Source organism: Leclercia sp. J807, assembly GCF_009734465.1.
Taxonomy (GTDB): domain Bacteria; phylum Pseudomonadota; class Gammaproteobacteria; order Enterobacterales; family Enterobacteriaceae; genus Enterobacter.
On record NZ_CP046446.1, the window covers coordinates 1,298,196 to 1,311,315 of the forward strand.

The following is a 13,120-nucleotide window of genomic DNA, read 5'->3' on the forward strand; positions in this document are numbered from 1 at the left end:
AGAGGTTTACTTACCCGGGAGGCAAAATGATGAACAAGGTTGCTCAATTTTACCGTGAACTGGTCGCCACATTGACAGAACGTCTGCGGAATGGTGAGCGTGATATTGATGCGCTCGTCGAGCATGCACGCGTTAAGGTGATGCAGACGGGTGAGTTAACGCGCACCGAAGTGGAAGAGGTGACCCGCGCGGTTCGCCGCGATCTGGAAGAGTTCGCCCGTAGCTATGGCGAAAGCCAGGACGAGGCCACCGACAGTGTATTTATGCGGGTGATTAAAGAGAGCCTCTGGCAGGAGCTGGCGGACATTACCGATAAAACCCAGCTGGAGTGGCGTGAGGTCTTTCAGGATCTGAACCACCACGGGGTGTATCACAGCGGTGAGGTTGTCGGGCTGGGGAATCTGGTGTGCGAGAGCTGCCATTTCCACATGGCGATTTATACACCGGAGATGCTGCCGGTCTGTCCTAAATGCGGCCACGATCAGTTCCAGCGTCGGCCATTTGAACCCTAATGTTGTCGTAATATAAGCTGGCACAGTGATGCCAGCTTTTTCAGTTCAAAGGTGGTGCATGGCGTTAAGCGTAAAACGCCAGCCGTTCGGCTAATAAATCCACAAAGGCTTCGCGGTTAATATTTGTCATAACAGTGGTATTCGGCCTGTTACCCGTCAGGAAGTAATAGTCCACCACCGTCATTCCCTGAGTGTATTTCCCCTGCGTTTCTACGCCTACCCAGCGCTCCACGGTGGTAAATATCTCCGGTTTCAGTAGCCAGGCGATGGTACAAGGGTCATGCAAGGGTGCCCCCTGGAAACCCCACTTCTCGGTTTTATGGTACTCCATAAAGAAGTCGAGCAGCTCCGCCACGGTGGTTGCCACCGGGTTGCCGATCCGGCGAAAACGTTCGATATCTTCCGCCATAATTTGTGCCTGATGCGTCACATCCAGCCCGGCCATGACCACCGGAATGCCGGACTGAAAGACGATCTCGGCTGCCTCTGGGTCAACAAAGATGTTGAATTCCGCCGCAGGCGTCCAATTACCCAGCCCCATCGCACCGCCCATGATCACAATCCGGGCGATTTTCGCATGCAGCTCCGGGTGGCTGTTCAGCAGCAGGGCGACGTTGGTTTGCGGACCGGTAGAGACCAGCGTCACCGGCTCGGCGCTTTCGCGCAGTACGTTTGCCATCAGCTCCACTGCCGTGCAATCCTGCGGCGCAAAATCTGGCTCGGGCAGGGCAGGGCCGTCAAGGCCACTTTCTCCGTGTACATTGTCGGCAATGATCAGATCGCGCATCAGGGGCTTAATCGCGCCGCCTGCCACCGGAATATCGCTGCGTTTCAGCAGGGTCAGCATGCGCAGCACATTGCGCAGGGTTTTGTCAGGAGTCTGGTTACCGGCAGAAGAGGTTACAGCCTTGAGGTCAAGCTCAGGTGAGGCGAGGGCAAGGACGAGTGCTATCGCGTCATCATGACCCGGATCGCAATCGAGGATAATGGGCAGTGCCATAGAAATCTCCATTTCTTAGTGTTGTTTGGCGACAAGGCTAACGCTGAAGGCAGAGGCAGACGAGATAAAGAGATAAAAAGCGTGAAGCGGTGCGCAATCTGAGCGATTGCGCACCGGGAAGATTAATGCAGGATTTTGGCGAGGAAGTCTTTCGCGCGTTCAGACTGCGGGTTATTAAAGAACTCTTCTTTCGCGGAGTCCTCGACGATTTTACCCTCATCCATAAAGATCACGCGGTTTGCGACCTTACGCGCAAAGCCCATTTCGTGCGTGACCACCATCATGGTCATCCCTTCCTGCGCCAGTTGCACCATAACATCCAGCACTTCATTGATCATCTCCGGGTCAAGTGCGGATGTTGGCTCATCAAAGAGCATCGCGACGGGATCCATACAGAGCGCGCGGGCAATCGCCACGCGCTGCTGTTGGCCGCCGGATAGCTGCGCCGGGAATTTATCGGCATGGGCGGAGAGACCCACGCGCTCCAGCAGTTTCAGCCCTTTCTCACGTGCGGCCGCCTTATCGCGCTTGAGGACCTTCACCTGCGCCAGGGTCAGGTTCTCAATGATCGACAGATGCGGGAAGAGTTCAAAGTGCTGGAACACCATCCCGACGTTGGAACGCAGCTTCGCCAGATTGGTCTTCTTGTCATTCACCTTGGTGCCGTTGACGATGATCTCGCCCTGCTGCACCGGCTCAAGACCGTTCACGGTTTTGATCAGCGTGGATTTACCCGAGCCGGACGGCCCGCACACCACTACCACTTCGCCCTTTTTCACTTCCGTGGAGCAGTCGGTCAGCACCTGAAAGTGCCCATACCATTTAGAAACATTTTTCAGGGAAATCATTACACTGTCCTTTTCTTCAGCCAGCTGACCAACAGCGACGCGCTTAAACTAATTGCAAAATAGACCGCACCTGCGAACAGGATCATCTCAACCTGGGTACCATCGCGCTCGCCGATGGTGGAGGCGGTACGGAAGAAGTCTGCCAGGCTCAATACATAGACCAGCGAGGTATCCTGGAACAGCACGATGCCCTGGGTGAGCAGCAGCGGAACCATGGCGCGGAACGCCTGCGGCAGGATGATGAGCTTCATCGACTGCCAGTGGGTCATGCCTAACGCCAGGGCGGCGCTGGACTGCCCGCGGGAGATACTCTGGATCCCGGCACGAATAATTTCTGAATAGTAGGCCGCCTCAAACATCGAGAAGGCCACCATCGCCGAGATCAAACGGATATCGGATTTCGGCGACAGGCCTAAAACGTTCTGCAGGAATCCGGGCACGATCAGGTAGAACCACAGCAGCACCATCACCAGCGGGATGGAGCGGAACACGTTGACGTAGGCGGTAGCAAACCAGGCGACAGGCTTAAAGCTCGACAGGCGCATTACTGCCAGCAGAGTGCCCCAGACAATCCCGATAATCACCGCCGTCAGGGTGATCTTCAGCGTGATGATCAGGCCATCGATCAGGTAGGGCATGGAGGGAACAATAGAGCTCCAGTCAAATTCGTACATTACTTGCCCCCCAGGTTGCCCGGCAGGCGAACTTTACGTTCAACCAGGTTCATCACCAGCATAATCACAGCATTAATCAATACATAGGCCAGGGTAATGGCGGTGAAGGATTCCCACGCGTGCGCGGAGTAATCCAGTAGTTTGCCCGCCTGCGCGGCCATATCCACCAGACCGATGGTGGAGGCGATGGCCGAGTTTTTCACCAGGTTCATCATCTCCGAGGTCATCGGCGGCACAATTACGCGGTAGGCGTTTGGCAGCAGCACATAGCGGTAAGCCTGCGGTAGAGTCAGACCCATCGCCAGCGCCGCATTTTTTTGTCCCCGTGGCAGAGACTGGATAGCCGCACGCACCTGCTCGCAGACGCGGGCGGCGGTGAACAGACCCAGACAGAGCATCGAGGAGACAAAGAACTGCACGTTTGGATCCAGTTCCGATTTGAACCACATGCCGATATCTTCTGGCAACAGTTCCGGGATGACCAGATACCAGGTAAAGAACTGCACGATTAACGGAACGTTACGGAACAGTTCGACGTAGCAGGTGCCGATAGATGAGAGAAAACGGTTAGGGACGGTACGCAAAATACCGAACAACGAGCCGACAAGAAACGCAATAATCCAGGCGGTGATCGATAGTGCGACCGTGACCTGAAAACCGCTCCACAGCCAGCCAAGATAGGTGGTGTTGCCGAACGGGGCTTGCTGCAGGAAAATGCCCCAGTTCCAGTCAATTGACATAGTAAACTCCAGAAAAAAAAGGGTAGCAGCGCTACCCTCGAAGATTGGTGAGAAGCTTTAATATTCGCGCTGAGTGGGGAACGACCACTCAACGTTTAGTCTGTCCGCGCTTCCCGACAATCGAGAGGGCAGGAGGTCCCGCCCCTTAGTGGTTCTAATTAGTTAAGTGCTTTGTCATTCGGTTCTTTAAACAGTGCCTTCATGTCGTCAGACAGCTCAAAGTTCATGTTCAGATTTTTTGGTGGGATTGGGTTTTTAAACCACTTATCGAACCATTTCTCTGCTTCACCGGAGGTCTGAACCTGAGCGATGGTGTCATCGACCAGTTTCTTAAATTCCGCGTCATCTTTACGCATCATGCAGCCATAGGCCTCTTTGGATTGCGCGGTGCCCACGATTTCCCAGTTATCCGGTTTCTTCGCTTTAGCACGTTCACCCGCCAGCAGGGCATCATCCATCATAAACGCGACCGCACGACCGCTTTCCAGGGTACGGAAAGAGTCACCATGGTCTTTGGCGCTGATGATGCGCATGTCCATTTTCTTCTCTTCGTTCAGCTTGTGCAGCAGCACTTCAGAGGTCGTCCCGGAGGTCACAACCACCGCTTTGCCTTTCAGATTGTCGAAGTCTTTAATCTCGCCGCCTTTTTTGGTCAGCAGACGGGTACCGACGACGAAGATGGTGTCGGAGAAGGCAGCTTGTTTCTGACGCTCAAGGTTGTTGGTGGTGGAGCCACATTCAAAATCGAAGGTGCCGTTCTGCAGCAGCGGAATACGGTTTTGTGAAGTGATTGGGATCAGCTTCACTTCCAGATCCGGTTTGTTGAGCTTTTTCTTCACCGCGTCAACGATCGCGTTGGAGTAAGCCTGTGAGTAGCCCACGACTTTTTGCGTGTTGTCGTAGTACGAGAACGGAACAGACGATTCACGGTGGCCGACCACAATCACGCCATTTTTCGCGATTTTTTCCAGGGTACCGCCCGCTGCCGGAGCAGCATCTTCAGCGTGTACGACGCCTGCGGACAATCCCATCACCAGCATTGCTGTGGCCAGTTTACGTAATTGCATATCCAACTCCTTTATTATCAGCGCCAGAGACGCATTGATATTCGGTGTGATGTTGTTATAGCTCGCGCGATACGAGTGCAGTGTTATACCTGTTTGTTAACATTTAGTTTGGCTTAATGTAAAGATTTTGCTGCGTTATTGTTTATTTTTGCGAAGCGCGCCGCACCATTCAGAGGCATAAATCTTCCGTTGCACCGTTTCGGTGCTACTGATGAGCTACGCTGGTGCGACCGGGTTGCACAGTAAGCCAAATCGCGTTTACGTAAATAGATAAAGCAATAGCCGTGCCAGAATTGTGTCGCAGTGAGAATTGGCGGGTGTCGGCTTCGCCTTACCCGGCCTACAAGATCGTAGGCCCGGCAAGCGTAGCGCCGCCGGGCAAAGAGGGGAGGGAATTACTTGCGGCGCTGGCGCAGACTCATCAGCACTGCGCCAAAACCGAACAGTGCGGTGAGGATCCACAGCGGCCAGTTGCCGGTGCGGGCATAAGGCGTCAGCCCGGTCGTCGGCGTGACCTTCGCCGTCAGCACGTCGCGGGTGAATTGCGGCAGCATAGCCTGAATTTCACCCTGCGGACCAATCACGGCGGTAATGCCGTTGTTGGTGCTGCGCAGCAGAGGGCGCGCCAGCTCCAGGGAGCGCATCCGCGCCATCTGGAAATGCTGCCACGGACCAATCGACTTACCGAACCAGGCATCGTTGGAGATGGTCAGCAGATAGTCGGTGTCCGGACGGAAATTATCCCGCACCTGCTCACCGAGGATAATCTCGTAGCAAATGGCGGCGGTCAGCAGGAAGCCGTGGGCGCTCAGTTGAGGCTGAACGTAGGCGCCCCGGCTAAAGGAGGACATCGGCAGATCGAAGAACGGCGCCAGCGGGCGCAGTATCGACTCCAGCGGCACAAACTCACCAAACGGCACCAGGTGATTCTTGTTGTAGCGGTTCGCCGACTCGTAGCTGTACGGATTGTCTTTCCCCAGCGTGATAATGGTGTTGTAGGTATCGTAACGGTTCTGCTTGTTCAGCCGCGCGTCAACGATACCGGTGATCAGCGTGGAGTTTCGCGCCCGCAGCAGATCGTCCATCATGGTCAGAAAACGCTGCTGGTTGATCTCCAGATCCGGGATTGCCGACTCGGGCCAGATAATCAGCTGGGATTTGCCCATCTCTTTCTGGGTGGCATCCAGATAAATTTTCAGGGTGTTGATCAACTGACCTTCATCCCATTTCAGCGACTGGGGAATATTACCCTGTACCATCGACACCTGGGTGGCGCGTTCCGGCTCAAGGGTGAACCAATGGATATAACGCAGCGGGAAAGGCAGGGCAAAAAGGACCAGAGCGACTGCCAGCGCTCGCCCGTTGCGCTGCACCAGCGCCAACACCAGCAGGCCGCTGACCACCATCAGCAGGAAATTGATCGCCTCGACGCCCATCACCGGCGCCAGCCCCTTCAGCGGACCATCTATCTGGCTATAGCCGAACTGCAGCCACGGAAAGCCGGTCAGCACCCAGCCGCGCAGGAACTCGGTAATTTGCCAGACCACCGGGGCAGCAATCGCCACCCGCAGCCAGCTGGTTTTCGGCCACAGGCGCGACAAAATACCGGCAAACAGACCCGTGTAGAGCGAGAGGTAGGCCGCCAGCAGCACCACGAGGAAAACATTCACCGGGCCTGGCATGCCGCCAAACTGGGCAATACTGACGTAAACCCAGTTAATACCGGAGCCAAACAGGCCCAGCCCCCAGAAATAGCCAATCGCCGCCGCCTGAACAGGGCGTCGGTTAAGGGTCAGCCCCTGAAGTCCCATCAAGGAGACGAGGGCCGCTGGCCAGAAGTCATAAGGGGAAAAAGCCAGCGTACCGCTGGCTCCGAGGATCAGCGCCAGCAGCAGACGCATGCGCTGGCGTTCAAGCAAGGGGGCAAATGCCATTTAAATCAATCATCCAGTGTGGGTTGCGGAGCATCGTCCGGCATTCTGACATGAACCTGAATAATACGTCGACTGTCGGCCATCGCCACCTTGAACTGATAGCCGTCAATTTCCACGGTTTCGCCACGCGCCGGCAGGTGACCAAAGGCCTGCATCACCAGACCACCGATGGTATCCACCTCTTCATCGCTGAAATGCGTGCCGAAGGTGTCATTGAAATCTTCGATAGGGGCGAGCGCACGCACGGTCCAGGTGTGGCGGCTCAACTGACGGAAGTCGATGTCCTCTTCTTCGTCATATTCATCTTCAATTTCGCCGACAATCAGCTCAAGAATATCTTCGATGGTGACCAGGCCCGAAACACCGCCAAATTCATCGATAACAATCGCCATGTGGTAGCGCTGAGAGCGGAACTCTTTCAGCATGCGGTCTACCCGCTTGCTTTCCGGGACCACTACCGCCGGACGTAACACTTTTTCCATGCTGAAGGCTTCGGCATCGCTGCGCATAAACGGCAGCAGATCCTTGGCCATCAAAATTCCTTCGATGTGGTCTTTGTCTTCGCTGATCACCGGGAAACGTGAGTGAGCGGATTCGATGATGACATCGAGGCACTCATCCAGGGTCTGGTTACGTTTCAGGGTAATCATCTGCGAACGGGGGATCATGATATCGCGAACGCGCTGGTCGGCGATGTCCATTACCCCTTCAAGCATCTCGCGCGTATCTTCATCGATAAGCTCGTTCTGCCCGGAGTCACGGATAAGCTCCAGAAGGTCATCACGGTTTTTAGGTTCACCGTGGAACAGCTGGCTCAGAAGGAGGGAGAAAAATCCTTTTTTGCTGTTTGGTGTGTCGCTACTGTGTGAATTGTCGTCGCTCATGGCGTTTGTTAAGGGTTCTCATGTTGGTCTGTTGACTGCCGTCGCGGACTTTTGTCATACGCAACGGCACATTATGCCAGTAAGGCGCAAACGCGCCCTACAGACTACTCTTTCTCGGCAATGTACGGATCCTCATAGCCCAGAGCAAGCATTATCTCTGTCTCAAGGGATTCCATCTCTTCCGCTTCGTCATCTTCAATGTGGTCGTAGCCCAGCAGATGCAGGCTGCCGTGCACCACCATGTGCGCCCAGTGGGCCTCGAGGGGCTTCTGCTGCTCCTTCGCTTCCTGCTCAACCACCTGGCGGCAGATGATCAGATCGCCAAGCAGCGGCATTTCGATACCCGGTGGGGCTTCGAACGGGAAAGAGAGCACGTTGGTTGGCTTATCTTTCCCGCGATAGGTCAGGTTCAGGTCGTGGCTTTCTGCTTCATCCACCAGGCGAATCGTGACTTCTGACTCTTCCTGAAACTGCGGGATGACGGCATTCAGCCACGCCTGGAACTGGCTCTCTTCCGGCAGGCCGGAATTGTCTTCACAGGCCAGCTGTAAATCGAGGATCACCTGACTCATTTCTGCTCTTGCTCCTGGGCTTCGCGTTTACGTTCCGCGGCCTGTTCTGCTTTACGTTTTTGATCTGCGGCTTCCCACGCTTCATACGCCGTGACGATGCGGGCAACCACCGGGTGGCGCACCACGTCTTCACTGTGGAAGAAGTTGAAGCTGATTTCGTCCACTTCGGACAGGACTTCAATAGCGTGACGCAGACCCGACTTGGTGCTGCGTGGCAGGTCGACCTGGGTGATATCGCCGGTGATCACCGCTTTGGAGTTAAAGCCAATACGGGTCAGGAACATCTTCATCTGTTCGATGGTGGTGTTCTGGCTCTCATCCAGGATGATGAACGCGTCGTTCAGAGTACGGCCACGCATATAGGCCAGCGGAGCCACTTCGATGACGTTACGTTCAATCAGTTTTTCGACCTTCTCAAAGCCGAGCATCTCAAACAGCGCATCGTACAGCGGGCGCAGGTAAGGATCGACCTTCTGGCTCAGGTCACCAGGCAGGAAGCCCAGCTTCTCGCCCGCTTCAACGGCCGGACGGGTGAGCAGAATGCGGCGGATCTCCTGGCGCTCAAGGGCATCCACGGCAGCAGCCACCGCAAGGTAGGTTTTACCGGTACCTGCCGGGCCGACGCCGAAGGTGATGTCATGATCGAGGATATTGGCGATGTACTGCGCCTGGTTTGGCGTGCGCGGCTTAATGACGCCACGCTTGGTCTGAATGTGGATAGCTTTGCCGAATTCCGGCACGCTCTCCGCGCTCTGCTCCAGCACTCGTGATTCTTTGATCGCCAGATGGATCTGTTCCGGCTCAATATCCTGAGTTTCACCGCGCATCGGCGCGGTATCAACGTACAGACTACGGAGAATATCCGCAGCGGCATTAACGCAAATGGCGCGTCCGGTGAGTTTGAACTGGTTATCGCGACGATTAATCTCGATACCCAGACGTCGCTCCAGATGTTTGATGTTGTCATCAAACGGCCCGCACAGGCTCAGCAGGCGAGCGTTGTCTGCTGGCTCAAGGGTAATTTCACGTGTGTCTATATTCAAACCGTTCCTCTTAATGTCTCGGGTGTCATAGGGCAGTGGGTCTGTCTTATGAAAGTATTCACGCCACGGAATAAAGGCGCAAGCATTGCGAAGGATATGGGGGAGAGCAGGGGGAAATACAAGGCCTGCCAGAAACGACAGGCCCGAAGGATCACGGCTGATAAACGCTGACGCCGAGATCGTTTTCTTTACGGGTACGGGCAATCACCGATTCCGGCGATTGGGCGACGCGCAGGCCCATTTCATCTTCGGTGCGCACCAGTTTGCCACGCAGGGAGTTGGTCAGCACCTCGAGGATCTCAATATCGACGAACTTGCCCACCAGATCCGGCGTACCTTCGAAGTTCACCACGCGGTTGTTCTCCGTACGGCCAGAGAGCTCCATGATGCTCTTACGTGAAGTGCCTTCTACCAGTACACGCTGTACGGTACCGAGCATCCGGCGGCTCCAGGCGTTGGCCTGCTGGTTGATGCGATCCTGCAGAATATAGAGACGCTGCTTTTTCACCTCTTCCGGCACGTCGTCAACCATATCGGCGGCAGGCGTTCCCGGACGCGCCGAGAAGATGAAGCTGTAACTCACGTCGAAGTTCACATCACCAATCACCTTCATGGTGCGTTCAAAATCGTCGTCCGTTTCACCCGGGAAGCCGACGATAAAGTCAGAGCTAATCTGAATATCCGGGCGCGCTTCACGCAGCTTGCGGATAATCGATTTATATTCCAGCACCGTGTGGGTACGGCCCATCAGGTTCAGCACGCGGTCAGAACCACACTGAATCGGCAGATGCAGGAAGCTCACCAGCTCTGGCGTATCGCGGTAAACCTCGATGATGTCATCGGTAAATTCGATCGGGTGGCTGGTGGTAAAGCGGATGCGGTCGATACCGTCAATCGCCGCCACCAGACGCAGCAGTTCAGCAAACGAGCCGGTGCTGCCGTCATAGTTCTCGCCGCGCCAGGCATTAACGTTCTGCCCGAGCAGGTTCACTTCGCGGACACCCTGTGCCGCCAGTTGGGCGATCTCAAACAGGATATCGTCGCAAGGACGGCTGACTTCTTCGCCGCGGGTATAAGGCACTACGCAGTAGGTACAGTATTTATTGCAGCCTTCCATGATGGAGACGAAGGCGGTCGGGCCATCCGCGCGCGGTTCCGGCAGACGGTCAAATTTTTCGATTTCCGGGAAACTGACGTCGATGATCGCCTTGCGCTGGCCGGTTCCGCGCACGGCGTTGATCATCTCCGGCAGACGGTGCAGGGTCTGCGGACCAAAAATAATGTCGACGTAGTGGGCGCGCTGACGAATCAGCTTCCCTTCTTGCGAGGCAACACAGCCGCCGACGCCGATGATGATATCCGGGTTTTTCTGCTTGAGGAGCTTCCAGCGACCTAACTGGTGAAAGACTTTTTCCTGCGCCTTCTCACGGATTGAGCAGGTATTCAGCAGCAGCACATCTGCCTCTTCCGCCACGTCGGTGAGTTGATACCCATGGGTGGCATCCAGCAGATCGGCCATCTTGGATGAATCGTATTCGTTCATCTGACAGCCCCAGGTTTTAATATGGAGTTTTTTTGTCATCGACTTGCTCATGCTCAGGATTGCAGGGCGCGTATTGTAATGCTTTGGTGCGGTTGTGACCAGTATGAAGGTTGTCAGCCTCAAGGCCAAAAAAATCCGGTAAACTTAGGAGATTATCAAATAAGGACAAATGACCATGACTATCCAACAAGCCGGGATCGCCGTCGTCGGCGGCGGTATGGTCGGCGGGGCGCTGGCGCTGGGGCTGGCGCAACACGGGTTCGACGTAACGGTTATCGAACAGGCGCCACCTGCTGCTTTTGACGCGTCACAGCAGCCGGATGTACGCATTTCGGCGATCAGCGCCGCGTCAGTTGATCTGCTTCGCGGGCTGGGAGTATGGGACGCGGTGCTGGCCATGCGCGCGCATCCGTATCGTCGCCTGGAGACCTGGGAGTGGGAAAACGCCCACGTGGTGTTTGACGCCGCAGAGCTGAAACTCCCGCTGCTGGGTTACATGGTTGAAAATAGGGTGCTACAACAGGCGCTCTGGCAGGCGCTGGAGGCGCATCCGCAGGTGACGCTGCGCGTTCCTGCGTCGGTGAAGGCGCTCCACCGCCATAACGATCAGCATCTGATTGAGCTGGATAACGGCGAGCAGCTGGCGGTAAAACTGCTGGTTGGGGCCGACGGCGCAAATTCCCGGGTGCGCGAGCTGGCCGGGATCGGCATTCACGCCTGGCAATATCAGCAATCCTGCATGCTGATCACCGTCGCCTGTGAGAACGATCCGGGTGACAGCACCTGGCAGCATTTCACCCCGAACGGTCCGCACGCCTTTTTACCGCTGTTTGACCGTTGGGCATCCCTGGTGTGGTATGACACGCCAGCGCGGATCCGCCAGCTGCAGGGGCTCTCTATGGAACAGCTGCAGCGCGAAATCGCCCACCATTTCCCGTCGCGTCTGGGTAAGGTCACGCCGGTCGCCGCAGGGGCATTCCCGCTGACGCGTCGTCATGCGCTGAAGTATGCCCGCGAAGGGCTGGCGCTAGTCGGCGATGCGGCGCATACCATTCATCCGCTGGCGGGGCAGGGGGTCAACCTGGGCTATCGCGACGTAGAGGCGCTGCTGGACGTATTAAGCAACGCCCGCAGTCACGGCGAAGCCTGGGCCAGCCATCAGGTGCTTAAGCGTTATCAGACGCGACGGATGGCAGATAACTTTATTATGCAGTCAGGTATGGATCTCTTTTACGCCGGGTTCAGCAACGACCTCGGGCCGGTACGCATTTTGCGTAATATCGGACTGATCGCGGCACAGCGCGCCGGTGGACTGAAACGTCAGGCGCTGAAGTACGCCTTAGGACTCTAAACGTTCCGTAGGCCGGGTAAGGCGAAGCCGCCACCCGGCTTATTTAGTTCGGAAACGCAGAAAAGCAAAAAGCTCGCCGAAGCGAGCTTTTTTTATGTGGCTGGGGTGCAGGGATTCGAACCCCGGAATGCTGGTATCAGAAACCAGAGCCTTACCGCTTGGCGACACCCCAATTGCGTTAAACAAACTGCTTAACGACTTTTTAAATTGGCTGGGGTACGAGGATTCGAACCTCGGAATGCCGGAATCAGAATCCGGTGCCTTACCGCTTGGCGATACCCCAACAATTTTTTTGCTTTACCGACCGGAATCGATACAAGCTGATATGGTGGCTACGACGGGATTCGAACCTGTGACCCCATCATTATGAGTGATGTGCTCTAACCAACTGAGCTACGTAGCCAGACTGCATTCTTCGATGGCTGGGGTACCTGGATTCGAACCAGGGAATGCCGGTATCAAAAACCGGTGCCTTACCGCTTGGCGATACCCCAATAACCGCGGAGAACCGCAAAATCGAAGAAATATGGCTGGGGTACCTGGATTCGAACCAGGGAATGCCGGTATCAAAAACCGGTGCCTTACCGCTTGGCGATACCCCATCCGTGCAACGCTTACCTGGGAATGGTGCGGGAGGCGAGACTTGAACTCGCACACCTTGCGGCGCCAGAACCTAAATCTGGTGCGTCTACCAATTTCGCCACTCCCGCAAAAAAGATGGTGGCTACGACGGGATTCGAACCTGTGACCCCATCATTATGAGTGATGTGCTCTAACCAACTGAGCTACGTAGCCATCTTTTTTTCGCGTTACCTTATCGGCGTTGCGGGGCGCATTATGCGTATAGACCCTTGCAGCGTCAACACCTTTTTCAACGAAAATGTCTGGAATGTGACTGTTTGGTTAGGTTGCGAACAGCGTGGCCGATTATTCGGCAATTATTGGTTATTAA

The 13,120-nt window shown here is 55.5% G+C and carries 12 protein-coding genes and 7 tRNA genes; 2 read left to right on the forward strand and 17 right to left on the reverse strand.

Going from position 1 to position 13,120, the window contains the following annotated elements:
* The first annotated feature begins 29 nt into the window (after positions 1-29).
* Complete coding sequence (locus tag GNG26_RS05980; protein WP_156240142.1) at positions 30-512, forward strand: zinc ribbon-containing protein; 483 nt, start codon at positions 30-32, stop codon at positions 510-512.
* A gap of 64 nt (positions 513-576) precedes the next feature.
* On the opposite strand, the gene rihA is transcribed toward GNG26_RS05980, so the two are convergent.
* The 10 genes from rihA to miaB all read right to left on the reverse strand — a co-directional run bounded on the left by rihA (position 577) and on the right by miaB (position 10,856).
* Positions 577-1,512, reverse strand: coding sequence for a pyrimidine-specific ribonucleoside hydrolase RihA (gene rihA, locus GNG26_RS05985; protein WP_156238061.1), 936 nt, complete (start codon positions 1,510-1,512; stop codon positions 577-579).
* A gap of 122 nt (positions 1,513-1,634) precedes the next feature.
* Entirely contained in the window at positions 1,635-2,360 is a 726-nt protein-coding gene (locus tag GNG26_RS05990) for an amino acid ABC transporter ATP-binding protein (protein ID WP_103823591.1), read from the reverse strand.
* Complete coding sequence (gene gltK / locus GNG26_RS05995) at positions 2,360-3,034, reverse strand: glutamate/aspartate ABC transporter permease GltK (RefSeq protein WP_156238063.1); 675 nt, start codon at positions 3,032-3,034, stop codon at positions 2,360-2,362. Before gltK ends, GNG26_RS05990 begins: the two co-directional genes overlap by 1 nt.
* Positions 3,034-3,774, reverse strand: coding sequence for a glutamate/aspartate ABC transporter permease GltJ (gltJ, locus tag GNG26_RS06000; RefSeq protein WP_103178679.1), 741 nt, complete (start codon positions 3,772-3,774; stop codon positions 3,034-3,036). Before gltJ ends, gltK begins: the two co-directional genes overlap by 1 nt.
* Positions 3,775-3,932: 158 nt before the next feature.
* A complete protein-coding gene (locus GNG26_RS06005; protein ID WP_197080133.1) occupies positions 3,933-4,841 on the reverse strand; it encodes an amino acid ABC transporter substrate-binding protein in 909 nt (302 codons plus the stop codon).
* Between the two features lie 395 nt (positions 4,842-5,236).
* Entirely contained in the window at positions 5,237-6,775 is a 1,539-nt protein-coding gene (gene lnt / locus GNG26_RS06010) for an apolipoprotein N-acyltransferase (RefSeq protein ID WP_156238067.1), read from the reverse strand.
* A gap of 5 nt (positions 6,776-6,780) precedes the next feature.
* The gene (corC, locus tag GNG26_RS06015) at positions 6,781-7,659 is read right to left on the reverse strand and encodes a CNNM family magnesium/cobalt transport protein CorC (protein WP_114315621.1); all 879 of its coding nucleotides are present in this window, start codon (positions 7,657-7,659) and stop codon (positions 6,781-6,783) included.
* Positions 7,660-7,763: 104 nt separating this feature from the next.
* Positions 7,764-8,231 (reverse strand): rRNA maturation RNase YbeY, encoded by a 468-nt coding sequence (gene ybeY / locus GNG26_RS06020; protein ID WP_103823586.1) that lies wholly within the window; start codon positions 8,229-8,231, stop codon positions 7,764-7,766.
* Positions 8,228-9,274, reverse strand: coding sequence for a PhoH family protein (locus GNG26_RS06025; RefSeq protein WP_103178684.1), 1,047 nt, complete (start codon positions 9,272-9,274; stop codon positions 8,228-8,230). Before GNG26_RS06025 ends, ybeY begins: the two co-directional genes overlap by 4 nt.
* Positions 9,275-9,425: 151 nt before the next feature.
* Positions 9,426-10,856, reverse strand: coding sequence for a tRNA (N6-isopentenyl adenosine(37)-C2)-methylthiotransferase MiaB (miaB, locus tag GNG26_RS06030; protein ID WP_156238069.1), 1,431 nt, complete (start codon positions 10,854-10,856; stop codon positions 9,426-9,428).
* 136 nt (positions 10,857-10,992) lie between these two features.
* Here miaB and ubiF point away from each other — a divergent pair, with 136 nt between their 5' ends.
* A complete protein-coding gene (gene ubiF, locus GNG26_RS06035) occupies positions 10,993-12,168 on the forward strand; it encodes a 3-demethoxyubiquinol 3-hydroxylase (protein WP_103823585.1) in 1,176 nt (391 codons plus the stop codon).
* A gap of 97 nt (positions 12,169-12,265) precedes the next feature.
* Here the strand turns inward: ubiF and GNG26_RS06040 are convergent.
* The 7 genes from GNG26_RS06040 to GNG26_RS06070 all read right to left on the reverse strand — a co-directional run bounded on the left by GNG26_RS06040 (position 12,266) and on the right by GNG26_RS06070 (position 12,963).
* Positions 12,266-12,340, reverse strand: a tRNA-Gln gene (locus GNG26_RS06040).
* Between the two features lie 36 nt (positions 12,341-12,376).
* Positions 12,377-12,451: transfer RNA gene (locus tag GNG26_RS06045), tRNA-Gln, on the reverse strand.
* 43 nt (positions 12,452-12,494) lie between these two features.
* Positions 12,495-12,571: transfer RNA gene (locus tag GNG26_RS06050), tRNA-Met, on the reverse strand.
* Positions 12,572-12,587: 16 nt separating this feature from the next.
* A tRNA-Gln gene (locus GNG26_RS06055) sits at positions 12,588-12,662 on the reverse strand.
* 33 nt (positions 12,663-12,695) lie between these two features.
* Positions 12,696-12,770 (reverse strand) — tRNA-Gln (locus tag GNG26_RS06060).
* 23 nt (positions 12,771-12,793) lie between these two features.
* Positions 12,794-12,878: transfer RNA gene (locus GNG26_RS06065), tRNA-Leu, on the reverse strand.
* An 8-nt stretch (positions 12,879-12,886) separates the two neighbouring features.
* A tRNA-Met gene (locus GNG26_RS06070) sits at positions 12,887-12,963 on the reverse strand.
* Between the last annotated feature and the right edge of the window lie 157 nt (positions 12,964-13,120).